26 protein-coding genes are annotated in these 26,949 nt (G+C 68.6%); 13 read left to right on the forward strand and 13 right to left on the reverse strand.

All coding sequences use genetic code 11. The features are described 5' to 3' along the window. Window positions 1–77: 77 nt before the first annotated feature. Complete coding sequence (purM, locus tag ACPCXD_RS09990) at window positions 78–1,151, forward strand: phosphoribosylformylglycinamidine cyclo-ligase (protein WP_016695606.1); 1,074 nt, start codon at window positions 78–80, stop codon at window positions 1,149–1,151. A gap of 225 nt (window positions 1,152–1,376) precedes the next feature. Here purM and ACPCXD_RS09995 read toward each other — a convergent pair whose 3' ends face one another. From ACPCXD_RS09995 to ygfZ, 4 genes are all read right to left on the reverse strand, one after another. Next, on the reverse strand, window positions 1,377–1,568 hold the full coding sequence (locus tag ACPCXD_RS09995; protein WP_006551813.1) for a DUF3073 domain-containing protein: 192 nt from the start codon (window positions 1,566–1,568) through the stop codon (window positions 1,377–1,379). A gap of 194 nt (window positions 1,569–1,762) precedes the next feature. Then, window positions 1,763–2,743 carry an asparaginase gene (locus ACPCXD_RS10000; protein ID WP_106200610.1) on the reverse strand — a complete coding sequence of 327 codons (981 nt, stop codon included), beginning with the start codon at window positions 2,741–2,743 and terminating at the stop codon, window positions 1,763–1,765. Next, on the reverse strand, window positions 2,740–3,429 hold the full coding sequence (locus tag ACPCXD_RS10005) for an MOSC domain-containing protein (protein ID WP_088897484.1): 690 nt from the start codon (window positions 3,427–3,429) through the stop codon (window positions 2,740–2,742). The genes ACPCXD_RS10000 and ACPCXD_RS10005 overlap by 4 nt, the downstream gene beginning before the upstream one ends. Then, entirely contained in the window at window positions 3,426–4,556 is a 1,131-nt protein-coding gene (gene ygfZ / locus ACPCXD_RS10010; RefSeq protein WP_088897483.1) for a CAF17-like 4Fe-4S cluster assembly/insertion protein YgfZ, read from the reverse strand. The genes ACPCXD_RS10005 and ygfZ overlap by 4 nt, the downstream gene beginning before the upstream one ends. 56 nt (window positions 4,557–4,612) lie before the next feature. On the opposite strand from ygfZ, the gene ACPCXD_RS10015 reads away from it, so the two are divergent. The 6 genes from ACPCXD_RS10015 (at window position 4,613) to ACPCXD_RS10040 (ending at window position 13,703) form a co-directional block, all read left to right on the forward strand. Continuing rightward, complete coding sequence (locus tag ACPCXD_RS10015; protein ID WP_160873745.1) at window positions 4,613–5,467, forward strand: aminodeoxychorismate lyase; 855 nt, start codon at window positions 4,613–4,615, stop codon at window positions 5,465–5,467. Between the two features lie 217 nt (window positions 5,468–5,684). Beyond that, complete coding sequence (locus tag ACPCXD_RS10020) at window positions 5,685–7,184, forward strand: cytochrome ubiquinol oxidase subunit I (RefSeq protein ID WP_088897481.1); 1,500 nt, start codon at window positions 5,685–5,687, stop codon at window positions 7,182–7,184. Between the two features lie 12 nt (window positions 7,185–7,196). Continuing rightward, on the forward strand, window positions 7,197–8,234 hold the full coding sequence (gene cydB, locus ACPCXD_RS10025; RefSeq protein WP_088897480.1) for a cytochrome d ubiquinol oxidase subunit II: 1,038 nt from the start codon (window positions 7,197–7,199) through the stop codon (window positions 8,232–8,234). Window positions 8,235–8,236: 2 nt separating this feature from the next. Continuing rightward, entirely contained in the window at window positions 8,237–9,949 is a 1,713-nt protein-coding gene (cydD, locus tag ACPCXD_RS10030; protein WP_423659398.1) for a thiol reductant ABC exporter subunit CydD, read from the forward strand. Next, on the forward strand, window positions 9,946–11,613 hold the full coding sequence (gene cydC / locus ACPCXD_RS10035; protein ID WP_423659400.1) for a thiol reductant ABC exporter subunit CydC: 1,668 nt from the start codon (window positions 9,946–9,948) through the stop codon (window positions 11,611–11,613). Before cydD ends, cydC begins: the two co-directional genes overlap by 4 nt. Window positions 11,614–11,939: 326 nt before the next feature. Continuing rightward, the gene (locus ACPCXD_RS10040; RefSeq protein WP_229567060.1) at window positions 11,940–13,703 is read left to right on the forward strand and encodes a BCCT family transporter; all 1,764 of its coding nucleotides are present in this window, start codon (window positions 11,940–11,942) and stop codon (window positions 13,701–13,703) included. A 75-nt stretch (window positions 13,704–13,778) separates the two neighbouring features. On the opposite strand, the gene ACPCXD_RS10045 is transcribed toward ACPCXD_RS10040, so the two are convergent. The 7 genes from ACPCXD_RS10045 to ACPCXD_RS10075 all read right to left on the reverse strand — a co-directional run bounded on the left by ACPCXD_RS10045 (window position 13,779) and on the right by ACPCXD_RS10075 (window position 17,792). Next, entirely contained in the window at window positions 13,779–14,441 is a 663-nt protein-coding gene (locus tag ACPCXD_RS10045) for a heme-binding beta-barrel domain-containing protein (RefSeq protein WP_088897476.1), read from the reverse strand. 184 nt (window positions 14,442–14,625) lie between these two features. Further along, complete coding sequence (locus ACPCXD_RS10050; protein ID WP_006551801.1) at window positions 14,626–14,931, reverse strand: DUF1416 domain-containing protein; 306 nt, start codon at window positions 14,929–14,931, stop codon at window positions 14,626–14,628. Window positions 14,932–14,933: 2 nt separating this feature from the next. Then, window positions 14,934–15,770: a sulfurtransferase gene (locus ACPCXD_RS10055; RefSeq protein ID WP_016695582.1), complete on the reverse strand. Its 837-nt coding sequence runs from the start codon at window positions 15,768–15,770 to the stop codon at window positions 14,934–14,936. 104 nt (window positions 15,771–15,874) lie between these two features. Continuing rightward, window positions 15,875–16,339, reverse strand: a complete 465-nt coding sequence (locus ACPCXD_RS10060; RefSeq protein ID WP_016695581.1) for a DUF4395 domain-containing protein — start codon at window positions 16,337–16,339, stop codon at window positions 15,875–15,877. A gap of 119 nt (window positions 16,340–16,458) precedes the next feature. Then, window positions 16,459–16,566: a putative leader peptide gene (locus ACPCXD_RS10065; protein WP_367652172.1), complete on the reverse strand. Its 108-nt coding sequence runs from the start codon at window positions 16,564–16,566 to the stop codon at window positions 16,459–16,461. Window positions 16,567–16,587: 21 nt separating this feature from the next. Next, complete coding sequence (locus tag ACPCXD_RS10070) at window positions 16,588–17,013, reverse strand: thioredoxin family protein (RefSeq protein WP_088897474.1); 426 nt, start codon at window positions 17,011–17,013, stop codon at window positions 16,588–16,590. Beyond that, window positions 17,010–17,792, reverse strand: a complete 783-nt coding sequence (locus tag ACPCXD_RS10075; protein ID WP_081314531.1) for an LmeA family phospholipid-binding protein — start codon at window positions 17,790–17,792, stop codon at window positions 17,010–17,012. Before ACPCXD_RS10075 ends, ACPCXD_RS10070 begins: the two co-directional genes overlap by 4 nt. Before the next feature lie 165 nt (window positions 17,793–17,957). On the opposite strand from ACPCXD_RS10075, the gene ACPCXD_RS10080 reads away from it, so the two are divergent. The 6 genes from ACPCXD_RS10080 to pstB all read left to right on the forward strand — a co-directional run bounded on the left by ACPCXD_RS10080 (window position 17,958) and on the right by pstB (window position 23,972). Then, the gene (locus ACPCXD_RS10080; RefSeq protein ID WP_423659405.1) at window positions 17,958–18,767 is read left to right on the forward strand and encodes a winged helix-turn-helix transcriptional regulator; all 810 of its coding nucleotides are present in this window, start codon (window positions 17,958–17,960) and stop codon (window positions 18,765–18,767) included. Continuing rightward, window positions 18,764–19,675 (forward strand): mycothiol synthase, encoded by a 912-nt coding sequence (gene mshD / locus ACPCXD_RS10085; protein WP_423659407.1) that lies wholly within the window; start codon window positions 18,764–18,766, stop codon window positions 19,673–19,675. Before ACPCXD_RS10080 ends, mshD begins: the two co-directional genes overlap by 4 nt. A 279-nt stretch (window positions 19,676–19,954) precedes the next feature. After that, window positions 19,955–21,079: a phosphate ABC transporter substrate-binding protein PstS gene (gene pstS, locus ACPCXD_RS10090; protein WP_423659409.1), complete on the forward strand. Its 1,125-nt coding sequence runs from the start codon at window positions 19,955–19,957 to the stop codon at window positions 21,077–21,079. Between the two features lie 88 nt (window positions 21,080–21,167). Continuing rightward, window positions 21,168–22,223, forward strand: a complete 1,056-nt coding sequence (pstC, locus tag ACPCXD_RS10095; protein WP_423659411.1) for a phosphate ABC transporter permease subunit PstC — start codon at window positions 21,168–21,170, stop codon at window positions 22,221–22,223. 3 nt (window positions 22,224–22,226) lie between these two features. Further along, the gene (gene pstA / locus ACPCXD_RS10100; RefSeq protein WP_016695574.1) at window positions 22,227–23,150 is read left to right on the forward strand and encodes a phosphate ABC transporter permease PstA; all 924 of its coding nucleotides are present in this window, start codon (window positions 22,227–22,229) and stop codon (window positions 23,148–23,150) included. A 45-nt stretch (window positions 23,151–23,195) separates the two neighbouring features. Then, a complete protein-coding gene (pstB, locus tag ACPCXD_RS10105; RefSeq protein WP_016695573.1) occupies window positions 23,196–23,972 on the forward strand; it encodes a phosphate ABC transporter ATP-binding protein PstB in 777 nt (258 codons plus the stop codon). Between the two features lie 122 nt (window positions 23,973–24,094). Here the strand turns inward: pstB and phoU are convergent, their stop codons facing one another. Next, a complete protein-coding gene (phoU, locus tag ACPCXD_RS10110; protein WP_016695572.1) occupies window positions 24,095–24,802 on the reverse strand; it encodes a phosphate signaling complex protein PhoU in 708 nt (235 codons plus the stop codon). Between the two features lie 85 nt (window positions 24,803–24,887). Continuing rightward, window positions 24,888–26,837, reverse strand: coding sequence for an LCP family protein (locus ACPCXD_RS10115; protein ID WP_423659463.1), 1,950 nt, complete (start codon window positions 26,835–26,837; stop codon window positions 24,888–24,890). Window positions 26,838–26,949: the final 112 nt, after the last annotated feature.

The raw sequence follows: 26,949 nt of genomic DNA on the forward strand, positions 1-26,949 counted from the left end.
CCGGACGCAGGTGTGCCTGCCCGCATGTAGCCAGATTTTCACGACAAGACACAACTCGAGGCTGGAGCCGACAACTCATGACCGAGGACGCAACCCCCGGAGCTTCCTACGCCGCGGCGGGCGTGGACATCGAGGCCGGTGACCGAGCCGTCGAACTGTTCGCCCCGCACGCGAAGAGGGCCACCCGCCCGGAGGTCATGGGCGGCCTGGGTGGGTTCGCCGGTCTGTTCGCGCTCAAGGGTGGATACAAGGAGCCGCTGCTCGCGGCGTCCACCGACGGTGTCGGCACCAAGCTCGCGGTGGCGCAGGCACTCGACAAGCACGACACGGTCGGTCTCGACCTCGTCGCGATGGTCGTCGACGACCTCGTGGTCTGCGGCGCCGAGCCGCTGTTCCTGCAGGATTACATCGCCGTCGGTCGCGTCGTGCCCGAGCGGGTCGCGGAGATCGTCGCCGGCATCGCCGAGGGCTGCGTCCAGGCCGGTTGCGCGCTGCTCGGTGGCGAGACCGCCGAGCACCCGGGCGTCATGGCCGCCGACGACTACGACCTGTCCGCGACCGGCGTGGGTGTCGTCGAGGCCGAGAAGCTGCTCGGACCCGACCGCGTGCGCCCCGGCGACGTCGTCATCGCGATGGGCGCTTCCGGTCTGCACTCGAACGGCTACTCGCTCGCCCGCAAGGTGCTGCTCGACATCGGCAAGATGAGCCTGACGGCGCACGTCGACGAGTTCGGTCGCACCCTCGGCGAGGAGCTGCTCGAGCCCACCCGCATCTACGCCAAGGACTGCCTCGCGCTCGCCGCCGAGACCGAGGTGCGTACCTTCTGCCACGTCACCGGTGGCGGCCTCGCCGCGAACCTCGCGCGCGTGATGCCCAAGGGGCTCGTCGCCGAGCTCGACCGCACCACCTGGAGTCCGGCTCCGGTCTTCGGCCTCATCGCGCAGCGCGGACGGGTCGAGCGGGTCGAGATGGAGAAGACCTTCAACATGGGCGTCGGCATGGTGGCCATCGTGGCCCCCGAGGACGTCGATCGTGCTCTGGCGGTGCTCACCGCCCGGCACATCGACTGCTGGACGCTCGGCACGGTCCGCAAGGCGCAGGACGGCGCCGACGAGCGTGCGGTGCTCCTCGGAGACCACCCGCGCTTCTGACGGGCGTGCGTCGCCCGACGCGAACACGACGAAAGGCCGGTTCCCCCAGGATGAATGGGGGACCGGCCTTTCGGCTCACTGCCGTGTTGTGAACTCGGAAGTCACAGACTCGAAGGCTACGGACGGTGACGAGCGCCGTCCGGCCTCGCGTCGAACGCCGACCACACCACCGACGGAGGGGGAGCCGAAAGTCGGCCTCCCCCTCCGTCGGAGAGTGATATCAGGTCAGCGACGCCAGTCGTCGTCGTAGTCGTCGTCCCAACCGGAACGTTGCTCGGCGAAGACTTCGTCCCGCTGCGAGTTGGTTGCTCCGCCAGACAGCTCTCGCTGGAGGCTCTCGAAGTCGGTGGACGGCGAGCTGTACTTGAGTTGCCGTGCAACCTTGGTCTGCTTTGCCTTAGCCCGGCCGCGGCCCATGGCCAACCCCCTCGCGCTTTGACGGGGCGGCCTGGGGAAAAGTGGCGGCCCCGGTGTGTTGAGTATTTTCCTGACGCCCACTTTAGCGTGGAAACTTCGGTTGCGCCTCCACACACCCGGCTGGGCCGGTGTCCGTTACGCCTCATAACGACCCGACCTGCATGAATGCTGTTGAAATGTGATAAAGATGCCCTTCAGAACACCCCCGGGACGGCCCGGACGGTGCCGACTCGCACGCCACCACCGAACACCGGCGCCGACGAGAGCACCGCCAGCCGTTCGGAATCGAAGGTCGCGGCGTTCGCGGCGGCACCCGCCCCGAGGCGATGGAGCAGGGCCGCGGTGAGCGGGAGGCGTGCCCGCTCGTGCCCGTCGTCGATCTTGAAGGCGAAGGACGTGCCGTCCGGCAGCGCACCGGCGTGGATCCCGTCGGCGCCCGCCTTGCACAGCAGCCCGCCCACCGCACGCATGAGCTTCAGGTCGTCCTTGCCGGTACCGGAGATCAGGAACGGATGTTCGCGCACCGCGTCGGCCACGGCGCGTTCGGGCGTGCCGGTCTCCGCCGTCGCGAGCCGCGAGTAGGCGCGGGCGAGGTTGAACAGGGGGACGGGCACGATCGGCAGACCGCAGCCGTCGATGCCGAGATCGGTGTCCTCGATGTCGCCGGTCAGTTCGAGGATGGTCTCGGTCACCAGCTGCTGCAGCGGGTGTCCCGCGTCGGTGTAGCCGTCGGTGTCCCAGCCGTTCGCCGCGCACGCCGCGAGCATCGCCGCGTGCTTGCCCGAGCAGTTCATGTAGATCGACCGCGGTGTGCGTCCGGCGGCGAGCACCTCGGCGCGCGCGAGTTCGTTGCCGGGCAGATCCGTCGGGCAGCGCAGGTCCTTCTCGGTGAAACCGGCACCGGACAGGACGCGCTCGACGGCCTCCACATGGTCGCCCTCACCTTCGTGTGAGGCCGTGGCGATCGCGAGTTCGGCGGAGTCGCGTGGGACGAAGCCGGCGCGCAGCAGCGCGACCGCCTGCATCGGCTTGTTCGACGACCGCGGGTAGATCGGCGTGTGCACCTCGCCGAGCGAGACGAGGACCTCGCCGTCCGGATCGAGGACGATCAGCGACCCGCGGTGGACGCACTCCCGGAAGCCCGAGCGCACCACCTCGACCAGTTCGACGCTCAACCGCTCTCTCCCTTCCGTGCCCGTCCTACGAGACGGTGGGCCTTGTCGGCGACGCTGGGAGCGATGTCGGCCTGCTGCTCGAGCATCGCGGCGACCCGCTCGTGGCCCTGTCCGGTGAACAGATCGCGCACCGTGGCCCCGTGGGAGGGGACGTGCTCGACGACGATGCGGTCGCCGGCGGCCACCGGTCCCTCGGAGATCACCTTCAGGTACGCGCCGCAGTCGCCGCGGGCGACGAACCGGGTGGCCCAGTCGTCCTCCTCCGAACGGATCGCGAAGGTGCGGCAGGGGGTGCGAGGGCCGGTCACCTCGAGGAGCAGACCACCGTCGCCGACGCGCCACCGCTCGCCGATGACGGCGTCGGTGGGGGAGAACCCGGCGACGTGCAGATTCTCGCCGAACCAGCCGACGGGCAGCTCCCGGGCGAGTTCGGAACCCCAGCGACGCGACTCGTCCTGCGAGAAGGCGTAGACGGCCTTGAAGACGCCGCCGTGGTTGGCGGTGTCGCACTGGCGGTCGCCGGTCAGTCCGAGCTCGCCGACGTGCACCGGCCCGTCGACGGGACGCTTGTCGATCGCGGTGACGGGATTACGCCGCAGTCCGGTCTCGTGCAGCGTGTGCACGACGCAGACCGCTGCGACGGTCCCCGAGGTCGCCGGCTGCGTGCCGGCCGTCTCGGCGGTCACCGGCCGCGCAATCGGTCGACCGCCGCCCTTCCTGCCTGGATGCCGTCGTCGGGAGGGATGGAGTCGGGGTCGATGGACGCCGCGCACGGTCCTGCGACGAGAGCCGTGTCGGGCGTGATGGTGCGCTTGACGAGCGCGAGCGCGATCGGCCCGAGCTCGTGATGGTCGACGATCGTGCCGATGCGTCCGACCGCGCGACCTCCGGCGGTGATGTCGTCGCCCGTCTCGGGGCGTCCGTCGGCCGAGCCGTCGAGATGGAGCAGGACGAGATGTCGCGGGGGCTTGCCGAGGTTGTGGACCCGCGCGACGGTCTCCTGACCGCGGTAGCAGCCCTTGTCGAGGTGGACGGCGCCGTACTGTTCGGGTCCGCCGATCCAGCGGGCCTCGTGGGGGATGGTGCGCTCGTCGGTGTCGACACCGATGCGGGGACGGACCGCTTCGACGCGCAGGGCCTCGAACGCCCAGCTGCCGGCCGGACGCGCGCCGGCGTCCCGCAGGGCGGTGAAGATCGCGGTGAGCGACTCGCGCGGCACCAGGACATCGAAGGAGTGCTCGGTGGGCCACGGCATGCGGCGGACGAAGCCACCGGCGGGCAGAGCGACGGCGGCATAGGGCTCGGCCGGCAGCGCGTCGATCCCGAGCGCTGCGAGCACGGCGGGGCTGCCGGCATCCGGCCCCAGCAGGCTCAGGACCGCGAGTTCGTTGCCGTCGCGGGGTTCGGCCTTCGCCCAGAAGACCATCTTCTTCAGGAAGGCCAGCAGGTCCGGTCCGCGGTCGGCCTCGGTGTCGATCCACGTCACGCCGTCGAGATCGGTCTGCACGAAGTGGTGCTCGACGCGGCCGTTCGCGTCGAGACTCAGGTTCTCGGCGGAGGTGCCGTTCGGGAGCGACGCGATGTGCTGGCTGGAGATGGTGTGCAACCAGCTCAGGCGTTCGTCGCCCAGGATGGCGATGACGAAACGGGTGGAACGGTCGACCACGGCGGCCGACGTGGCGGCGGCACGTTGCTCGCCGAGGGGGTCGCCGTAATGCCAGGGGAGTCCGGCATCGGGCCCGCCGGAAGGCGAGGCGACTGCGCCGGGAAGTGCGAGAAGGGCGCTTTCGGACACGATCGGAGACTCGGTCACGACACCAGTCTATGGGGAACCGGCCGCCGGGTCTGCCAGTGGCTAGGCTGAGCGCCATGGCTGAGCGGGTGCTGGTGACGCTGGACGGCGAGGTGAGGGATGCGGACGCACCCCTTCTGCACGCCGACGATTTCGGTGTTCTTCGTGGCGACGGGGTGTTCGAGACGTTGCTCGTGCGAGGCGGTCGGGCGCGTGCGCTCGAACTGCATCTTGCCCGGCTCGCGGCGTCCGCGGCCGCCGCGCAGTTGCCCGAACCCGACCGCGACGACTGGCGGCTCGCCGTCGACGTCGCACTCGAGCAGTGGGGCGCGGAGCAGGAGGGCGTCCTGCGCCTGGTCTACACGCGTGGTCGTGAGGGCGCCGACACGCCGACGGCCTTCCTGCTCGTGACGCCCGTGGCCGAGCGCGTCGGCATCGCGCGGCGCGACGGCGTGTCCGTGGTGACCCTCGAGCGGGGTTTTTCGACCGATCTGGCGCAGAAGGCGCCGTGGCAGCTCCTCGGCGCCAAGACGCTGTCGTACGCGACGAACATGGCGGCACTGCGTCACGCCGAGTCGGTCGGCGCCGACGACGTGATCTTCGTCAGCGCCGAGGGCTACGTGCTCGAGGGTCCGCGGTCGACAGTGCTCGTCGCGCGCGGCCGGACGCTGCTCACGCCGCCGCCGGAGCAGGGGATCCTTCCCGGCACCACGCAGCAGGCGCTGTTCGACCTGGCGGGCGAGCGGGACTTCACGGTCCGGTACGAACCGCTGCGCCCGGCGGATCTCGTCGTCGCCGACGGTGTCTGGCTGATCTCGAGTGTGGCGCTCGCGGTGCGGGTGCACACGCTCAACGGGCACGCGCTGGTCTCGCGGGTCCAGGAGGGCGAGATCGAAGGGCTCGTGAGCGAGGCGGTCGACACCGCTTCCTGATCGGCGGCGGGGTGTGCCGCCACGGGTGATCCGTATCCGATGTGACGTGAGTCCGATGTGTCGGGCGACACGAACGTGTTCCACTTCGCGCAATAGCTACTACATTCGGTAGTAGCAAGGCCGGAGCAGTGCTGCCGGCGTGACTTTGCGAACGAGAACCGCAGCGTCGGCCCCGCTCGGATTTCCGTATCGACCCGGGCCTCACCTCGGAGTGGCAATGGATGTCTTGGATCTGTCCCGGTGGCAGTTCGGGATCACGACGGTGTATCACTTCATCCTCGTGCCGTTGACGATCGGCCTCGCGCCGCTCGTCGCGATCATGCAGACGATGTGGGTGGTCACCGGCAAGGACCACTGGTACCGCCTCACGAAGTTCTTCGGGAAGATGTTCCTGATCAACTTCGCGCTCGGTGTCGCGACCGGCATCGTGCAGGAATTCCAGTTCGGCATGAACTGGAGCGAGTACTCCCGCTTCGTCGGCGACGTCTTCGGCGCACCCCTCGCTCTCGAAGGCCTCGTCGCCTTCTTCATGGAGTCGACCTTCCTCGGCCTGTGGATCTTCGGCTGGACGCGCCTGCCGAAACTCGTTCACCTCGCGACCATCTGGCTCGTCGCGATCGGCGTGAACGCCTCCGCCTTCTTCATCATCGCGGCGAACTCGTTCATGCAGCATCCCGTCGGCGCCACCTACAACCCCGAGACCGGACGCGCCGAGCTGACGAGCATCTGGGCACTGCTCACCAACAACACCGCACTCGCGGCCTTCCCCCACGCGGTCGCCGGCGGATTCCTCACCGCCGCAACCTTCGTCGCCGGCATCGGTGGCTGGTGGATGGTCCGCAACATGCGACGCGCCGCCGAGCTCCGCACCTCGGAACCCGAGGAGGCCCAGCGCCTCGAGAACGATGCCCGCGGACTGTTCCGCCCCGCGACCCGCCTCGGCCTGATGGTCATGATCGTCTCGGGCATCGGGTTGTTCGTCACCGGCGACGTCCAGGCCAAGCTCATGTTCGAGCAGCAGCCGATGAAGATGGCCTCGGCCGAGTCGCTGTGCCACACCGAGACAGACCCCAACTTCTCGATCCTCACGATCGGCACGCACAACGACTGCGACGGCGTCATTCACGTCCTCGACGTGCCGTTCGTTCTCCCGTTCCTCGCAGAGGGCGAGTTCAGCGGCGTGACCCTCCAGGGCGTCGAGGACCTGCAGGCGCAGTACGAACAGGAATTCGGCCCCGGCAACTACAAGCCCAACCTGTTCGTCACCTACTGGTCGTTCCGCGCGATGATCGGCCTCGCCGCCGGTTCCGCGGCGCTGGCCCTGGCCGGGCTGTGGGTCACCCGCGGCGGCCGGGTGCCCGACCAGAAGTGGTTCTCGACGCTGTCGCTCGTCGCGATCCCCACGCCCTTCCTCGCCAACAGCGCGGGCTGGATCTTCACCGAGATGGGCCGACAGCCCTGGGTGGTTCATCCGAACCCCACGGGCGTGGACATGATCCGGCTCACCGTCGATCAGGGTGTCTCCGATCACGCGGCCGGAACGGTGCTCACCTCGCTGATCGCCTTCACTCTCGTCTACGCGGCGCTCGGCGTGGTGTGGTTCTGGCTCATCCGCAAGTACGCGATGGAAGGCCCGCAGGAGCACGACGCGCAGCCGCCGGGCTCGAACGACGACACCGACGACACGCAGCCGAAACAGCTGTCCTTCGCGTACTAGGAGTGGGCGGACATGGGACTTCAGGAAATCTGGTTCATCCTCATCGCAGTGCTGTTCACCGGCTACTTCGTCCTCGAGGGGTTCGACTTCGGTGTCGGCATGCACTTCCCGGTGCTCGGCCGCGGTAGGACCGTCGAGGCCGACACCCGGCGCCGGGTGCTGCTCAACACGATCGGTCCGGTCTGGGACGGCAACGAGGTCTGGCTCATCACCGCGGGCGGTGCGCTGTTCGCGGCGTTCCCCGAGTGGTACGCGACCCTCTTCTCCGGCTTCTACCTCCCGCTGCTGCTCATCCTGCTCGCCCTGATCGTGCGGGTGTGCGCCATCGAATGGCGCGGCAAGATCGACGACCCGACCTGGCGTCGCCGCTGCGACTGGGGGATCATCTTCGGCTCGTGGGTACCCGCCGTGCTGTGGGGTGTGGCGTTCGCCAACATCGTGCGCGGCGTGGCGATCGACGCCGACAAGCAGTACGTCGGCGGGTTCTTCGATCTACTGAACCCGTATGCCCTGCTCGGCGGCGCGACGACGGCGCTGGTCTTCGCTCTGCACGGTGCGGTGTTCATCGCGCTCAAGACCGAGGGGCAGGTCCGCACCGATGCCGTGGCGATGTCGCGGAAGCTGGCCGTGCCCGCCGTCCTCGTGGCCGGTGCCTTCGTGGTGTGGACCCAGCTCGCCTACGGCAAGGGCTGGACGATCGCGCTCGTCGCCGTGGCAGGAGTCTCCCTGCTCGCGGTGGTCGCACTGACCGCCGCCGCGCGTGAGGGCTGGGCGTTCGTGTTCACCACCGTCGCGATCGCCGCGACTTCGGTGCTGCTGTTCGCGTCGCTGTTCCCGAACGTCATGCCGTCGACACTCGACCCGTCCTGGTCGCTGACGATCGAGAACGCGTCGTCGAGCCCGTACACACTGAAGGTCATGACGTGGGCCGCGGCGTTCATGACCCCGGTCGTCCTCGCCTACCAGGGCTGGACGTACTGGGTGTTCCGTCAGCGTCTGTCGACCGACCACATCCCGCACTCGATCGGTCTGAAGATCGGCTCGAAGTGAGCATGACGCAGTCCGCCGCCCCCGCCGATGCGCCCGCGCGCCGGCGGGGTCCGGTGGACCCGCGGTTGTGGCGCTACTCGGCCGCGGCCCGCGGATATCTCGTCCTGACCGTGGTCACCTCGGTGATCGACGTCGTGATGGTCGTCGTCACCGCGCTCATGCTCGGCCGGGTCCTCGCGGGCGTCATCACCACCGAGGCCCGGTCCGTCGGCGATTGGACGACCGAACTGGCGATCCTCGCGGCGGCGATCGTCGTGCGGGTCGCGGTGACGTGGCTGCAGTCGCGGTACGCCCACCGGTCCGCGACCCGCGTGGTGGCCGAACTCGAACACGAGGTCCTCGGGTCCGCAGCGAACCTGCCTCCGCGCGAACTCGACCCGCGACGAGACGAGATCGCGGTGGTCCTCACCCGCGGGCTCGACGGGCTGAAGGACTATCTCACCGGCTACCTGCCGGCGCTGCTGCTGGCGGTGATCCTCACTCCGGTGACGATCGTCGTGATCGCCCTGCACGACCTCACCTCGGCGATCATCGTCGTGATCACCCTGCCGCTGATCCCGATCTTCATGATCCTCATCGGCCTGCTCACCAAGGGCAAGGCCGACCGTACCCTGCGCGCGATGACGACACTGTCGTCGCAGCTGCTCGACCTGCTCGCGGGTCTTCCCACGCTCCGCGCCCTCGGTCGCGAGAAGGGACCCGCCGATCGCGTGCGCGAACTCGGCGACGAGCACCGCGCGACGACGATGTCGGCCCTGCGCGTGGCGTTCCTGTCCGGCACGGTCCTCGAATTCCTCGCGACGCTGTCCGTCGCCCTCGTCGCCGTGAGCATCGGCATGCGCCTCGTCTACGGGTCGATGCCCCTCGAGGCCGGCATCATCGCGTTGATCCTCGCGCCCGAGGCCTACCTCCCGCTGCGCACCGTCGGCAACAAGTTCCACGCCGCCGAGGACGGGATGGCGGCAGCCGACAAGGCGTTCGCCGTGCTCGACTCGGCGCCGAACGACGTCTCCTCGCGCCGCGCCTCCACGGACACGGCCGGCCCCGACCGGGTCGCGAACCGCGAGATCGTCTTTCACGGTGTCTCGGTGCCCGGCCGCGACGGCTGCGCCCCGCACGGACTCGACGCGATCTGCCGTCCCGGAAGGATCACCGTCTTCACCGGTGCGAACGGGGCCGGTAAGTCCACCGCCCTGCTGGCGCTGCTCGGACTCGCCGAGCCGAGCGAGGGGACCGTCACCGTCGACGGACGTCCCGTCGTGGGCGACGAGAACTGGTGGTCGCAGGTGGCGTGGCTTCCGCAGCGGCCGGTGCTGCTGCCCGGCACGCTCGCCGACAACCTGCGACTCACCGGTGTCGACCCGGACACCACCGAACTCGACGACGTCTGCGCCGCCACCGGCTTCGACAGCGTGCTCGCCGAACTTCCGGACGGCTGGCGGACCGTCGTGGGGACCGGAGGCACGGGCCTGTCGCTCGGCCAACGTCAGCGACTGGCGCTCACCCGCACCCTCGCCTCCCCGCGCCCGGTCCTGCTGCTCGACGAACCCACGGCCCACCTCGACGAGGACACCGAGGCCACCGTCCTGTCCACGCTGCGCGGGCTCGCCGCGGCCGGCCGCACCGTGGTGGTCGTCGCGCATCGCTCCACCCTGCTCGCCATCGCGGACGAGGTCGTCACCGTCCACGCAGGGCCGACGGAGGTGTCCCGATGAAGGATCTGCGCCGGGCGATGGCCCTGCTCGAACTCGAGCCGCGCCGAGTGCTGCTCGCCGTCCTCGCCGGAGTCGCGACCCTCGGCAGTGCCCTGCTGCTCGCCGGTCTCTCGGCGTGGCTGATCGTGCGGGCATGGGAGATGCCGCCCGTCCTGGACCTGACCGTCGCGGTCGTCGCGGTGCGGGCGCTGGGCATCTCCCGCGGGTTGTTCCGCTACTTCGAACGACTCGCAACGCACGAGACCGCGCTGCGCGGCACCACCTCGGCCCGCGCGAATCTCTACCGGCGACTCGCGGACGGCGACCCGGCCGCCACCCTGGGCCTGGGACGCGGCGACCTGCTCGCGCGCACCGGTGCCGACGTCGACGCTCTCGGCGATGTCGTGGTGCGCGCACTCGTGCCCATCGCCGTCGCGGCCGTGCTCTCCCTCGCGGCGGTCGTGACCCTCACCGTCATCGCTCCCGCCGCCGGCGTGGTCCTCGCCGCGGCGCTGCTCGTCGCCGGACTGCTCGCACCGTGGCTGTCCGCCCGCGCCGCGGCCCGCGCGGACGCCGATGCGAACGCCGCACGGACCCGGTTCACCGAGGACGCGGTCACGGTGCTGGACCACGCGGCGGAACTGCGGGTCGCGGGACGGCTCGACACACTCACCCGGCGGGCCCGCGCCGCGAACGTCGCCTCCGTCCGTGCCACCGACCGCTCTGCGGTCCCCGCGGCGTTCGCCGACGCGGCCGCACCCCTCGCGGTCGGCGCGAGTGTGCTCGGTGCCCTCCTCGTCGGTATCGCCGTCTTCGGCTCCGGTCCGGCGGCCATGAGCCCGACGACACTCGGCATCCTCGTCCTGCTGCCGCTGTCGGCGTTCGAGGCCACCGCCGTCCTCCCGGCAGCCGCGCAGACCCTCAATCGCGCACGCCTGGCGGCCGGTCGCATCACGGAGATGCTCGACCGCGCCGACAGGACGGTGCCGCACGGCACCGAACCGGCCGACGGACCCGGCCGGCTACGTACGGTGGGTCTGCGAGGCGGATGGCCCGGCGGACCGTCCACTGAACCGGTCGACCTCGACCTGCGGCCGGGCTGTCGCGTCGCGATCGTGGGCGGCAGCGGCAGCGGCAAGACCACCGTGCTCATGACGCTCGCGGGCCTGCTCGCCCCACGCGGAGGCGCAGTGACGCTCGACGATGTCGACCTCGCGGACATCGATCCCGCGGCCCTGCGCCGGAAGATCGGCTTCTTCGCGGAGGACGCCCACCTGTTCGACACGTCGATCCTCGAGAACCTGCGTGTCGCGCGGGGCGACGTGGACGAGGGCGAAGCACTGGCCGCCCTCGGCACCGTGGGGCTGGGGGAGTGGGTGGACGGACTCCCGCAGGGAGTCCACACCGTCCTGGGGGCCGGAGCCCGCACGGTCTCCGGTGGGCAGCGCCGTCGCCTCCTGCTGGCCCGGGCTCTGCTGTCGCCCGCACGGATCCTGCTGCTCGACGAACCCACGGAACATCTCGACGACGAGAGCGCCGACCTGATGCAGCGACTCCTCCTGGACCGCGACGCACGCTTGGTCGGCCCCGAGCGCACCGTCGTGGTGGTCACCCACCGCCTGCCCGCGGATACCGCCGCCGACCTGGTCGTTCGCGTCGAGAAAAATGCGTTGCCCGCCTCGTGAACGAAGCGTAGTTTCGCTGGTACACGAGGAAGGAGGTGGTCTGGAAGTGATTGATATTCGGACGCGTGAGGTGGCTACCCGCTAGCTGCTTGCCGACGACGGAATTCACCGACCGCGCGCGGCTGGCGAATCCCAGGTAGTCACCCGGCCCCCGAGTCCCCGGTCCGTCCGATCGGGACCGCCGACTGCGGAGCGATCCGTGCGGTGGTGCGGCTCGGGGGCTGTTCGCATTTCGGGCAAGATCGGCGTTTCGGGTGTGCAAGTTCGTCCGTTTTGGGTACACCGGTTTGGTGCCGATACTTCAAAAAGCTCACGATTCGTTAAGATTGCGCACGTCACCGGGGGTTTTCTTCTCTTCTGCGCTCATCGCGCTGCTCTTCGTCGTACTCACGATCCTGTTCACCGACGGCGTCGATTCGATCTTCAGTACCGCGTCCAACTGGATCATGACGAACCTCGGATGGTTCTACATCCTGGGCGTCACGACCTTCCTGCTCTTCCTCGTCGGAATCGCCTTCACTCATTACGGTCGGGTCCGGCTCGGCGGTGACGACGAGCGACCCGAGCACTCGACTCTGGCGTGGTTCGCCATGTTGTTCGCCGCCGGTATCGGCACGATCCTCATGTTCTGGGGTGTCGCCGAGCCGATCTCCCACTTCGCGAACCCGCCCATGCAGGACGTCGAGCCGGAGTCCGTGGAGGCCGCGGAAGAGGCCATGGGCTTCGCGCTCTACCACTTCGGACTGCACACCTGGACGATCTTCGCCCTGCCCGGCCTGGGCTTCGGTTACTTCATCTACAAGCGGCACCTGCCGCCGCGCGTCAGCTCGATCTTCGCGCCCCTGCTCGGGGGCCGCATCTACGGCCCGATCGGCAAGACCATCGACGTCGTCGCGATCATCGGCACGGTTTTCGGTGTCGCGACCTCGGTCGGCCTGGGCACCCTGCAGATCAACGCCGGTCTCGCGCAGCTGTTCGACATCCAGGAATCCGGGGTCGTCCAGATCGCCCTCATCGCGCTCGTGACGGTGATGGCCGGCATCTCGGTCGCCCTCGGTCTCGACAAGGGCATCAAACGCCTGTCGAACATCAACATCGGCATGGCCGTCATGCTGCTGGTCTTCGTGGTCGTCACCGGACCGAGTCTGTTCCTGCTCAAGGGCATGATCGAGTCTGCCGGGATCTACGCCGAGGCCCTGCCGCGTCTGGCGTTCTGGAACGACACCTTCGCCGACTCGGGCTGGCAGAACACTTGGACCGTCTTCTACTGGGCGTGGACCATCACCTGGTCGCCCTTCGTCGGTATCTTCATCGCTCGCATCTCGCGAGGCCGCACCATCCGCGAGTTCGTCGGCGGTGTCCTCGGTCTGCCCGTGCTGTTCTCGGTGATCTGGTTCAGCATCTTCGGGATGGGCTCGTTCCACATCGAGCTCGAGGGCGAGGGTGGACTCGTCGAACGTGTCGTGGACGCCGGCGACATCCCGGGTGCCTTGTTCGAGTTCCTCGGCAACTTCCCGCTCACCGGCCTGGTGTCCGGCATCGCGATCATCCTGGTGGTGATCTTCTTCGTCACCTCGGTGGACTCGACGTCGATGGTGCTCGACATGATGGCCTCCGGGCACGAGGAGAAGGCGCCCATCCACCAGCGCCTGTTCTGGGCGGTGCTCATGGGCCTGGTCGCAGCGACCATGCTCGTCGCTACCGGTAAGGACGGGCTCGACGCCCTGCAACAGGTCATCACCGTGGTGGGCCTGCCGTTCTTCGTGATGGGCTTCATCATGATGTACAGCCTGGTGCGCGGTATCCGCGAGGATCTGGGCGAGCGGCCGGAGCCGATCACCCGGCAGTGGCCCGAGGTGCGGTCGGCCGAGGAACTCGAGGCTGCTCAGGAACTACCGGCACCTGAGGTCGTCATCCACACGAGGGCTATCCCCGACGAGTGCGAGGACGGCAACGCCGCCGAGGATGCCGAGGACGCCGGAGTCCACCGGGTCCATGCCGGCGAACCCGACGCGCTCGGTGCACGAGGCAACGGTGGGTATGCCGACAAGAGGAGTGCCACCGGCACGACGGTCGTCGAAGAGGACTGAGAGAAGAACGGTCCGGGCCTGTTCCCTCACTGGGGAACAGGCCCGGACCGTTCGGGTCGGAAGTAGGAGGCCCGGTCAGCCGATATGGCGTGACAGGCGGGCGGACATCCGGGGCTTCAGCTCGCCGTCGGCGGTGACGCGCTCCTCGACGTAGGCGAGGTCGCCACCGTCGACGATGCCGTAGAGCCGCTTGGCTCCGCCGACGACCTCACCGGACTTGGTGCGGATCACGACGTCGGTCGCGAGCTCCCACGAGGACTGGGTGAGCGCGGTGCCGTAGTACAGCTCGACGACGCCGGAGCTGTGCGTCAGCAGCAGTTCGAGCGTCTCGGGATCGTCGCTGTCGGGCGCGCCCGTTCCGGACACGCGCCAGAAGCCGCTCTCGCGCCGATCCTCGCCCACGTACGCACCCGCGTCGTCGAGACGCCACGTGCGCGACTCCCACACCAGATACGCGCCGCCGTTGTGGGCGACGGTGATCTGCTGACCGAACGGGTAGTCGCCGGTCTCGGGATCGTTGGCCTCGCCCTCGCCGCGCCACACGCCGACCATCGGGAGGACGGCGAGCAGGGCAGGGCTCAGGTCGGGGCCGAGCCGCAGGTTCGCGGTGTCCTCGGCGCCCGGCAGCCCGGGAAGGACGGGGATGTTCAGCTCGGCGGTGACGCGAGCACGCTCGGCGGCCCGGGCGATCGCTTCGTCGCCGCTACGCCGCTGGGCGTCCGATCCGTCGTTCGTCACGATCCGTCGGAGACCACGCGGTAGATGGTGTACAGCGCGAACCAGGTGATGAGGAGCGCCGCGGCGACCAGCAGAATTTCGAAGAAGATGACCACGCGGTCATTCTAGACAACCGCTTTTCCGGTACGACGAAGGGCTCCGCTCCTGGTGGAGCAGAGCCCTTCGACGAGGTGTTCCGGCCGGATTACTTCGCGACCGTCACGTCCACGTTGTGCACGCCGGGAGCGGTGGGGCTCACGGTGGAGGTGCCGTTGCCGGAGCTCGACAGGGCGCGGATCTTCCAGTCGCCGGGGGCGGCGAAGAAACGGAAGTCGCCGGTCGCCGAGGCGACGACCTCGGCGGTGAACTCGTCGGTGCCGTCGAGCAGGCGCACGAACGCGCCGCCCACGGGCTCACCGTCGGCGTTCAGGACGCGGCCGGTGATGACCGTCTCCTTCTCGGTGTCCACGCCGGCGGGCAGGGTCTGGGTCTGGACAGGGGCGCCGCACATGATCAGTTGACCTCCAGTTCGATGGGTGCACCGACGAGCGAGCCGTACTCGACCCAGCTGCCGTCGTAGTTCTTGACGTTCTTCTTGCCGAGGATCTCCTGGAGCACGAACCAGGTGTGGCTCGAGCGCTCACCGATACGGCAGTAGGCGATGGTCTCCTTGCTGTCGTCGAAGCCCTTCTCGGCGTACAGCTTCTCGAGGTCCTCGTCCGACTTGAAGGTGCCGTCCTCGTTGGCGGTGGTGCTCCACGGGATGTTGATGGCGCCGGGGACGTGGCCGCGCTGCTGCGCCTGCTCCTGCGGCAGGTGCGCCGGAGCGAGGATCTTGCCGGAGAACTCGTCGGGCGAACGCACGTCGACGATGTTCTTGGTGCCGATCGAGTCGATGACCTCGTCGCGGAAGGCGCGGATGGAGTAGTCCGGCTCGGCGGCCTTGTACTCGGTGGCCGGGCGGGTGACCTCGTCCTTCGACAGCGGACGGCCGTCGAGCTCCCACTTCTTGCGGCCGCCGTCGATGAGCTTGACGTCCTGGTGGCCGTAGAGCTTGAAGTACCAGTAGGCGTAGGCGGCGAACCAGTTGTTGTTGCCGCCGTAGAGCACGACCGTGTCGTCGTTGGCGATGCCCTTGCGCGAGAGGAGCTCGGAGAACTGCTCACGGTTCAGGAAGTCGCGGCGGACGGCGTCCTGCAGGTCCTTGCGCCAGTCGAGCTTGACGGCACCTTCGATGTGGCCACCGTCGTAGGCGGAGGTGTCCTCGTCGACCTCGACGAAGACGGTCTTCGGCGCAGTGAGGTTCTGCTCTGCCCAGTCGGCGGAGACCAGGACGTCGGAGCGAGCCATGGGTGTTCCTTTCGGTGAGGGAATCCGGGAGGTTTCCGTGACCGGAACCCGTGCGAGGGTCCGTGCCAGTGGAGGTGTGGGATGTCGAGTTCGGTGACCGCCGGTCAGGCGGGCACGCGACGCATTCGGGCGACCAGCGGGAAGATCCGGCAGCCGAGGCACACGCCGAAGGCGGCGTTGAGCAGCGCCGCGAACAATGCGAAGCCTGCGGCCACCGAGCCCACGACGATCGCGCCGGCGAAGAACGCGACCGTTCCGACGAGGGCGAAGACGAATCCGACGAGCTGCGCGAACCGCAGCGGCTCCACCGGCTCGGTCTCGATCGGAGCACCGAGGCGGGGAGCGACGAGCCTCGCGAACAGCGCACCGTACGGGCTGCGTCGCGGGCCGAGTGCCGCTCCGAGAGCGAACACGATCGTCTGCAGGGCCAGGATCACGGCCGCTGCGACGGGGGAGAAGGTGGCGACGACCAGGGCGAGGACGAGGACGCCGGTGGTGATCCACGCCGCGAAACGCGGGCCACGGACGTCGACCTGCCGGCCTGGCGTGTGGGGAGTGGATACGGACATGGGGAATCTCCTGCTGGATTCTGATTCGCTGGGCGGAGGGTGTTCATACGACCGCGGGGCGACGCATCGGGTGGAGCGGCATCGATGCCGCAAGGATCGGGACGAGCCCGTCGATGCGTTCAGCAGGGACAACAACAGCCACCGAGGCGGCACAGATCGACTGCGCGGCGTCGGGTGAGCATCAGCTCGTGGCGGTTCTGCACGCGAGGGAGTTTAACGCACGTCACCTCGGGGGTGGACCCCCGGGATCACAACGACGACAGGGCTGTGCGCAGGTCGTCGGCGGACGGAACGCCGGACGCGCGGAACCGTTCGCGTCCCTCGCCGTCGAAGACGAAGGTGGTGGGCAGCGAGAGCACGCCGAGTGTGCGTGCCAGGACGGGATTTTCGTCGAGATCCAGCTCGACCTCGCGTGCCGAATCCGGATCGCGGTCGAGAACCTGCACGATGACGCGGCGCACGGCAGCACACGGTCCGCACCAGGGTGCCGAGAAATGCAGGACCACCGGTACGCCGTCCCCGACACCCGCCGTGGCCAGCGCGGGATCGAGTTCGTGGCTGGCCGTCGAGGCATCGACGCCGGTGGCGCGGAGCGTGCCGGAACGGGTGCGCAGGGCCGTGCCCACCGCCAGTGTGGCGACTATCACGACCATGAGGACGATCACTGCGATCATGCGGGGGTCTGCACTTCCTGCAGATCGATGACGACGTCGCGGGCCTCGCCCTCGATGACGATCCGCGAACCTCGCGCCTCGACGAAGGTGGGCCGCACGCCGAAGGGAAGATTCTGCGGCTCGATCGTCGTCGTGAACAGTCCGAGCACCGCCGGCTTCAGGACGTCGGGAACCGAGAAGTCGGCGCGTCCCTCGGGGCCGAAGTAGAGATCCGACGCGACGACGTGGACGCGGTCGCCGTCGAGCACCAGATCGGCCTGGACGCTGACCGTCGCCTCCACCGGTCCGACGGGCACCGTGCCGGTGAGGACGACCCCACCGGCGGTCGTCGGCCCGGAGCCACCGGATCCGCCCGTGCCGTCGGACTTGCTCGCCGGGGGAGCGGAAACCTGCAGGTCGGGGATACCGTAGAGCTGTCCGAGCTCGGTGGCGTCGAGCATGACGCGGCCGTACAGCAGGTCGACGGGCACCGACCGGATCGACCCGTCGAGCAGCTCACCGGCCTCGGCGTGCGCACCGATCAGATTGGCCTCGACCGTGATGTCCCCGAGCAGATCGGTGTGGACGTTGTCGGCCACGATCTCGACGTTCTCGTAGTGGCCGTCGCGGGCCTGGAGGAGGAACGGGAAGCCGTGGATGGTCACCGCCGGATCGGACTCGAGAACGCCACCCTCCCGCAACGCACGCGAGACGCGGTATTCCGACCACGCCGCCGCGCCGAAGTCGGCGAGGACCGCGAGTCCGAGCAGGACTACGAGACCGAAGATCAGTTTGCGCACGCCCACCATTGTGTCGGACGCGTCGTCCGCCGGACCGCGCCCGTCCGCTCCGAGGCCGCCCACGGAATTCTCGTGCTTACATAGCGGTAACAATCGGGGCGTTACTCTGTTGCACGACGTTTACGACCCCTATCCGCGCTGGTCGCGCGAAGAACTGGAGGCCCGGTGGAGCTGCTCCTTCTGACCTCCGACCCGAATCCGGATGCGGTCCTGCCGTCCCTGGCGCTGCTCCCGCATTCGGTCAGGCCGGCTCCTACAGAAGTTTCGTCGCTGCTCGAGGCGGGTTCGGCGGATATCGCCATCGTCGACGCCCGCTCCGATCTCGCGGCCGCGCGAGGATTGTGTCGACTGCTCGGCAGCACCGGGTCGGCAGTGCCCGTCGTCGCCGTGCTCACCGAGGGCGGGCTCGTGGCCGTCAACCCCGAATGGGGACTCGACGACATCCTGCTGTCCACCACCGGGCCGGCCGAACTCGACGCGCGCCTGCGACTGCTCATGGGCCGTTCGGGTGTCGCGGTGGGGCCGGAGAACACCGGCAAGATCACCCTCGGTGAACTCACGATCGACGAGGGCACCTACACCGCTCGCCTGCGCGGACGTCCCCTCGATCTCACCTACAAGGAATTCGAACTCCTCAAGTACCTCGCCCAGCACGCGGGCCGGGTCTTCACCCGAGCCCAGTTGCTGCAGGAGGTCTGGGGTTACGACTTCTTCGGTGGTACCCGCACCGTCGACGTCCACGTCCGACGCCTGCGCGCGAAGCTCGGCCCCGAGCACGAAGCGCTCATCGGAACGGTCCGCAACGTCGGTTACAAGGCGGTGCGCCCGTCCAACCGCGTCGGCAAGGGCGGCAACGCCACTCCCGATGTCGACGACGACGATGTGGACGACACGCTTCTCGACGACCCCCGCGCGGGGGATTCCGGCGCGGGTGACTCGGGCGCAGGGGAGTCCGGGGCACAATTCGTTCCGTGAGCACCGATACGGAATTCGTCGACCACCCGTCCACCGACCACGCCGAGGCCGTACGCGCCGTGTTGTCGCGCGCGACGCAGACCGACGGCACCGCGCCGATCTCCGAACAGGCGGTGCACTCCCTCGGACGGGACGGTGCGGCCCGGCATCTCGTCGCGCTCGGAGACGACGGTGAGGTCGCGGGTTACGCGAACGTCGTGCCTGCTCAGGACGGTCATCCGGCCATGGCCGAAGTCGTCGTCGACCCGCCGCGGCGCGGGCACGGACTCGGCCGCGAACTCGTCGAGCGTGCACTCACCGAGGGCGGCGACGGCACCCGCGTGTGGGCGCACGGCGACCTGCCCGCCGCGCAGGCGGTGGCGCGCCGTCTCGGCCTGACCGGTGTCCGCGAACTCCTCCAGTTGCGTCGTTCCCTCGAACATGACGATCTTCCCGCCCTCGAGGTCCCCGACTCGGTGCTGCTGCGCACCTACGGCGGCCCGCAGGACGACGCCGAACTGCTCCGCGTCAACGCGGCGGCCTTCGAATGGCATCCCGAGCAGGGGCGTTGGACGGCCGCCGACGTGGAGGAACGCCGACGCGAGTCCTGGTTCGATCCCGAGGGCCTGTTCCTCGCGTTCGATCCCGCCGAGCCCGAGAAGTTGCTCGGTTTCCACTGGACCAAGGTGCACCCGGCCACGGCGTCCGACCCGCAGCTCGGCGAGGTCTACGTCGTGGGTATCGACCCGTCCGCGCAGGGTCGTGGGCTCGGTCGCCTGCTCACCCTTGCGGGCCTGCACTACCTCCGCGACCGGGGTCTGCCCGGTGTCCTGCTCTACGTCGAGGGCGACAACACCGCGGCACTGAACACCTACGGCAAGCTCGGCTTCGACCGTTTCCACGTGGACGTCGCCTACGCCCGGGCCTGAACACCTCCGGTCGCGCCGTGGACGAACCGCGTAAGAGGCGCACACTGCCATCCGACACGCCGATCGCGGACGGGATTCGAGTGATGGTCGCAACACCATCGCCAGGTGTATCCGGCGTGTTCATCCGCCGTTAACCTTCGGTCGTCCGAGTGTCCATCGTCTCCTCCTAACTTCACTAGCGGGTCGAGTACTGCAGACCCGGCGCCGGCGTCGCCCGCGCCACGAGGCCGCCGCCGCCCGGTGCGGCGGTCGTGTGAAGTACTTCTCGGAGGAGAACAGGTGAACTTCAAGCGCAACGGCGCTCTGCTCGGTGTTGTGGCCGCCGCAGCTCTCACACTCTCGGCGTGCGGTACCGACGACAATTCCGGTTCGGTCGACGTCGACGCGTCCGACTCCGCCGCGACCTGCGAGGGCAAGTCCACCCTGTCGGGTGCGGGCTCGTCGGCCCAGAAGAACGCGATGGACCAGTTCGTCTCCACCTACATCGCCGTGTGCTCCCAGAAGGACGCGGCCGTCAACGTCGCGTACAACCCCACCGGCTCCGGCGACGGCCGCACGCAGTTCATCGCGAACCAGATCGACTTCGCCGGCTCCGACTCGGCCATCGAGGACGAGCAGGCCGCCCAGGCCGCCGAGCGCTGCGCCGGCAACCCCGCCTGGAACCTGCCGCTGGTCTTCGGTCCGGTGGCCCTGGCCTACAACGTCGAGGGTGTCGGCGATCTCGTGCTGGACGCCGAGACGACCGCGAAGATCTTCAACGGCTCGATCACCAAGTGGAACGACCCGGCCATCGCCGCGCTCAACGAGGGCGCCCCGCTGCCCGACGCGGCCATCACCCCGATCGTGCGTTCGGACTCGTCGGGCACCACCGACAACTTCCAGCAGTACCTCGAGACCGCGTCGAACGGCGCCTGGACCTCGGGTGCCGGTTCGGACTTCACCGGCGGCGTCGGTGAGGGCGCGAAGGGATCCGCGGGTGTCGCGCAGGCCGTCGCCGGCTCGCCGAACTCCATCACCTACGTCGAGAAGTCCTTCGCCGACCAGAACAACCTGAGCATCGCGAAGATCGACAACGGCTCCGGACCGGTCGAGCTGACCGAGGAGACCGCCGGCAAGGCCATCGAAGGTGCCGAGTTCGTCCCGGCCTCCGAGGGCGACCTCACGCTCGACCTGTCGTCGATCTTCGGCAGCTCCGAAGAGGGTGCCTACCCGTTGGTGCTGGCCACCTACGAGATCGTGTGCTCGGCCGGCTACGACGCCGACACCGCAGCGGCCGTCAAGTCGTTCCTGATCTCCGCTGCGAACGAGGGTCAGGAAGGCCTGTCCGAGCAGGGCTACGTCCCACTGCCCGACGCCTTCAAGACCCGCCTCACCGAGTCGATCGACGCCATCGCCGCCGGATGACCCGCCGATCCCTCGCTCCGGTGAGTGACCGAGGGATCATCGACCCGCCCGTTCCTGACGAATACGCTGAGAAGGATTGCGAGCGCACATGAGTGACGCGCACAACACGTCGGTCTCCATCGCGGCCGACGAACCGACCCGCTCAGGAACGGGCGGTGCAACCGGCATCACGGAGGACACGATCAGCACCCCACCCCCATCCCCGGACCGGGCACGCAAGGCAGTCGTGCGGCCGGGAGACAGAATCTTCGGCTCCCTGGCATCCGGCTCCGCGATCCTGATCTCCGTGATCATCGGCGCGATCGCAGTCTTCCTCGTCTGGCGCGCCGTCCCGGCACTGCAACGCAACCAGGTCAACTTCCTCACCAGCCGTGACTGGATCACGCAGGACATCACCGACATGGCGTTCGGTGTCCTCGACCTGTTCCAGGTGACGGTGCTTGTCTCCTTCTTCGCGCTGTTCCTCGCCATGCCCGTCGCGCTGGGCATCGCGATCTTCCTCACCTCGTACTCGCCCGACCGGCTCCGGAAACCGCTCGCGTACGTCATCGACCTGCTCGCCGCGGTCCCGTCGATCGTCTACGGACTGTGGGGCATGCTCGTCCTCGCCCCGTTCCTGCGCCCCGTCGCGGAATGGCTCAACACCAACCTCGCCTGGTTTCCGCTCTTCGCCACCGGCAGCGGCTCCATCGTGGGCGGCGGAACGATCTTCACCGCCGGCATCGTCCTCGCCGTGATGATCCTGCCGACCATCGCCGCGGTCAGCCGCGAGGTGTTCGTGCAGACCCCGACGGCCCACATCGAGGGCGCGCTCGCGCTCGGCGCGACCCGCTGGGAGGTCGTGCGGACCACCGTCATCCCGTTCGGCAAGTCCGGCTATATCAGCGGTTCGATGCTCGGTCTCGGCCGCGCGCTCGGCGAGACGATGGCGCTGTACCTCATCCTGCGCACCACCTCGCAGGCGTTCTCCTGGTCGCTGTTCGACGGCGGCGCGACCATCGCGTCCAAGATCGCGCTGGGATACGCCGAGTTCAACAACGACATCCAGGCGGGCGCCTACATCGCCGCCGGTCTCGTGCTCTTCGTGCTCACCTTCGTGGTCAACGCCGCCGCGCGCATGATCGTCGCAGGAAAGAAGGACTGACCCATGTCGACCACCACCACGTCGACCACCGCACTCTCCTCGCCGGTCAAGCCCCCGGCCTTCCAGCGGGTCAGCGGACGTCGCCGCGTCAAGGACACCGCAGCCACGGTGCTCGTCACGCTGTCGGTCGTCGTCGCGCTGATCCCGCTGGCCTGGGTGCTGTTCACCGTCGTCGCCAAGGGCCTGCCCGCCCTGATCTCGCCGACCTGGTTCACGCACTCGCTGAGCGGACTGACGTCCTCGTCGATGGGCGGTGGCATCTACCACGCCCTCGTCGGCACCCTCCTGCAGGGACTCGTCTGTGCGATCATCTCCATCCCGCTCGGCGTCTTCGTCGCGATCTACCTCGTCGAATACGCCGGCAGGTCGCGGCTCGGCCGGATCACCACGTTCATGGTCGACATCCTCAGCGGTGTCCCGTCGATCGTCGCGGCGCTGTTCATCTACGCACTGTGGGTGTCGACCTTCGGGATGCCCAAGTCGGGCTTCGCGGTGGCGCTCGCACTCGTGCTGCTCATGGTGCCGGTGGTCGTGCGCAGCACCGAGGAGATGCTGCGCATCGTCCCGCAGGACCTGCGCGAAGCGTCCTACGCGCTCGGTGTGCCCAAGTGGAAGACCATCGCGCGCATCGTGCTGCCCACCTCGCTCGCCGGCATCATCACCGGCATCATGCTCGCCCTGGCCCGCGTCATGGGCGAGACGGCGCCGCTGCTGATCCTCGTCGGCTACGCGCCCTTCATCAATTTCGACCTGTTCGGCGGTGAGCAGGGCACCCTCCCGGGTGTCATGGTCGCCGAGATGAACAACCCGACCGACGCCGGTTCGCAGCGCATCTGGGGCGCCGCGCTCACCCTGATCCTGGTCATCGCGGTCCTCAACATCGCGGCCAAGCTGATCAGCCGGTACTCGCAGGTCGGCAAGAAGTAACCCACAGACCTCTTCTCACATCGATACACCAGTAGGGAGCCGGTAATGGCCAAGCGTCTGGATCTCAAGGACGTCAACATCTACTACGGCAAGTTCCACGCCGTGGCCGACGTGACGCTGTCCGTGCCGCCGCGGAACGTCACCGCCTTCATCGGCCCGTCCGGTTGCGGCAAGTCCACCGTGCTCCGGTCGATCAACCGCATGCACGAGGTGACGCCCGGTGCCCGCGTCGAAGGATCCATCCTCCTCGACGGCGAGGACATCTACGATCCGAACGTCGACCCGGTCGGTGTGCGCAAGACGATCGGCATGGTCTTCCAGCGTCCCAACCCGTTCCCCACGATGTCGATCCGCGACAACGTCGTCGCCGGCCTCAAGCTGCAGGGCGTGCGCGACCGCAAGAGCCTCGACGAGATCGCCGAGAAGTCGCTGCGCGGCGCCAACCTGTGGAACGAGGTCAAGGACCGCCTCGACAAGCCGGGCGGTGGCCTGTCCGGTGGTCAGCAGCAGCGTCTGTGCATCGCCCGCGCCATCGCAGTCCAGCCCGACGTGCTGCTCATGGACGAGCCGTGCTCGGCTCTCGACCCCATTTCGACGCTGGCCATCGAGGACCTGATCGGTGAGCTGAAGAAGGACTTCACCATCGTCATCGTCACGCACAACATGCAGCAGGCCGCGCGTGTGAGCGACCAGACGGCGTTCTTCAACCTCGAGGCGACCGGTCGTCCGGGTGGTCTGGTGGAGATCGACGACACCGAGAAGATCTTCTCGAACCCCAGCCGGAAGGCCACCGAGGACTACATCTCCGGCCGCTTCGGCTGAGCCTCTTCGCATACGCGAGACCCCGACCGGATCCGTCCGGTCGGGGTCTCGTCGTTCGTGCGCTGGTCCTGGGCTCGGTAGTTCCTGGGCTCGGTAGTTCCTGGGCTCGGTAGTTCCTGGGCTCAGGGGTTCTCCGGGTAGACGGTCAGACTGTCCACCTTCTCCACGAGCTGACGGATCTCCTCCTCGGTGGGGAGCTTGCCCGTCACGAGGAAGATGACGCGGCGGCCCACCTCGACGGCGTGATCGGCGAACCGCTCGTAGAAGCGGCCGAGCAGGGTGACGTCGACGGCGGCCGCGACCCCGTGGTCCCATTCGCGGTCCATGAGCACGGTGAACAGATGACGGTGCAGGTCGTCCATCGCCTCGTCCTCGTGGTGGAGGCGGGCGGCCCGGGCGGGATCACGGGTCTCGAGGATCTCGCGTGTGGCGGCGCCGAGCGCCACCGCGATCCGTCCCATCTCGGCGAAGTAACCCTTCACCTCGTCGGGGAGCACGTGCTTGGGATGACGTCGGCGCGTCGCCTTCGCGATGTGCAGTGCGAGCGCACCCATGCGGTCGATGTCGGCCACGATCTGGATGCCGCTGACGACGGCACGCAGATCGCCGGCGACCGGACCCTGCAGGGCGAGCAACTGGAACGCCTTCTCCTCGCAGATCGCGCCGAGATCGGTGATCTTCTCGTGCTCGTCGATCACCTGCTCGGCGAGAGCGAGATCGGCTTCGAGAAGAGCTCTGGTGGACCGCTCCATCGCGGTCCCGGCGAGCCCGGCCATCTCCCCGAGGAGATCACCGAGTTCGCCCATCTGTTCGTTGTAGACGACGCGCATAATGGCACAGCCTACGACCTCGATCGGTCCGAACGGCGAGCATCGGATGAACCACAGGTGAACGTCGACGGCCGAACAGTGGTGTCTACGTGCACAGATCGTCGGCGGCGTTGGTGATCGCGAGATCGGCGGGGAGCTCGACCGACGATTCCGACCGGGTCTGGATCTCCATCGGGGCGAGCGGCGTGCCCGCCGGGGTGGGAGCGACGACGGTGCCGTCGAAACTGGTGCCCAGGACGATCTCCACGATGCTGCCCAGCTGGGCCGAAGGCGGAGCCTCCTGCAGTACCGCGCCGGGGAAGGCCGAGGCCACCGTCGCGGCGTCGGTCTCCTGGCCTTCGCTGAAGCGGATCACGGTCTGCTTGCTCGTCCCGGAGGCGTAGTTGCCCACCGAGTAGACCGGGAAGCCGTAGGCGGCGACCTCCTCGGCGGTGCGGGCCGCCAGTCCGGACAGACCCGACGCGTTCGAGACCTGTACCGACACCGTCGACGGATCGACCGCGAGCTGCGCGGGCAGCGGTTCGGCCGGGGGAGCGGCCGCGACCTCCGTCGGGTCCTCCTCCCGCTTCTCACCCGGCAGGGGGAGATCGTCGATGATCGCGGTGAAGATCGCCTTGATGTCGTCGGTGCGCGGGATCTCGTTGCCCCAGTCGTTGGTGCCGGCCGTGGGGATGGTCAGGAAGGACACCGCACCCGCCTCGACGTTCTGCATCGAACGTCCGAGTTTGACGAGCGACTCGGCGTTGACGTTCTCGACGAAGGTCGCGCGGGTGAAGGCGCCGATGAAGCCGTTGAGCTTCCCGGGGTCGAACAGCACCTTGTTCGACAACGTCGAGCGCAGCAGCGACGACAGGAACTTCTGCTGCCGGCTGATCCGGCCGTAGTCGCTGTTGCCCTCCTGGTCGATCTTGCGGGCACGGACGTAGTCGAGTGCCCGTTTGCCGTCGAGCGTGTGGGTGCCGGGAGTCTCGATCAGGGAACCGAGTTCGTTGTCGTACAACGGTGTGGAGGTGCACACCTCGACACCGCCGATCTCGTCGACCATCGATTCGAAGCCGGCGAAGTCGATGCCCACGAAGTGGCCGATCTTCAGCCCGGACATCTTCTGGATCACCTTGACCAGGCACTTCGGTCCGCCGAGGGCGTAGGTGGCATTGAGCTTGTCGCCTTCGGCGGCCGGATACAGCTCGGAATCGTATTCGCCGGTCGCGCTGTCCCATCCGCGGCAGACCGGTCGCTCGACATCCAGATCCCGGGGGAACGACACCGCGACCACGCGGCTGCGGTCGGCGGGGATGTTGACGAGGATGACGGTGTCGGCACGAGCGCCCTCGGCGTCCTCGACGGTTCCGGCGCCGATCTCACCGCTCGCACCGGCGCGGGTGTCGGTGCCGATGATCAGATAGGTCTCGTCGCCGGTCTGACCGACCGGGTCGACGATGTCCTCCGACTCGGTGTCGAGCGCGGCGATCTGGGAGAAGCCGGCCTCCGTGGACCGGACGTATCCCCACACCGCGCCGTTGCCGAGGAGCGCGAGGACCGAGACGAACGCCACCGCCGCTCTCGCCGCGAACCTCAGACGCTTCCGCTTGCGCTGTTTGCTCTGTGCGAGCCGCCCGAGGGTCGCGTTGCCCACCGTGCGCGGCCGAGCGGAGCCGTGCGCCTTCTCGTCCGTCGCCTTGTCGTCGTTCTCGTCCTCGGCGTGCGATGCAACACCCGCGGGGGACACCGCGTCGATCTTGACGGTCGGCTGTTCGTCCGCGATAGGCGGTTGCTGTCGCGGAGGAGGCGTCTGCGGCGACCCGACGGGAGGCGCCGGTCGCGGCTCGATCGGGGGACGCGGCTCCGCCGGCGGTGCGGGGCGCGAGTCCGCGGGAGGCACCGGACGCGAGTCCGCGGGAGACACCGGACGCGAGTCCGCAGGAGACACCGGACGCGAGTCCGCAGGAGACACGGGGCGGGAATCCGCGGGGGGCACCGGACGCGCGGGCGGCGCAGACGGTACCGAAGGGGGAGGAGAGGGAGGTCCGGCCATCCGGTCCGGCGCCTGGGTGCGCGGCGGGACGGGATTCTCCGGCGGCCGGGGCCGGGACGGCCCCGGAGGCACCCGGGAAGCGCCGGGCTGCACCGGCGGTACGACCGTGGTC

This window comes from Rhodococcus sp. AB351, assembly GCF_049538275.1.
Classification (GTDB): Bacteria; Actinomycetota; Actinomycetes; order Mycobacteriales; family Mycobacteriaceae; genus Rhodococcus.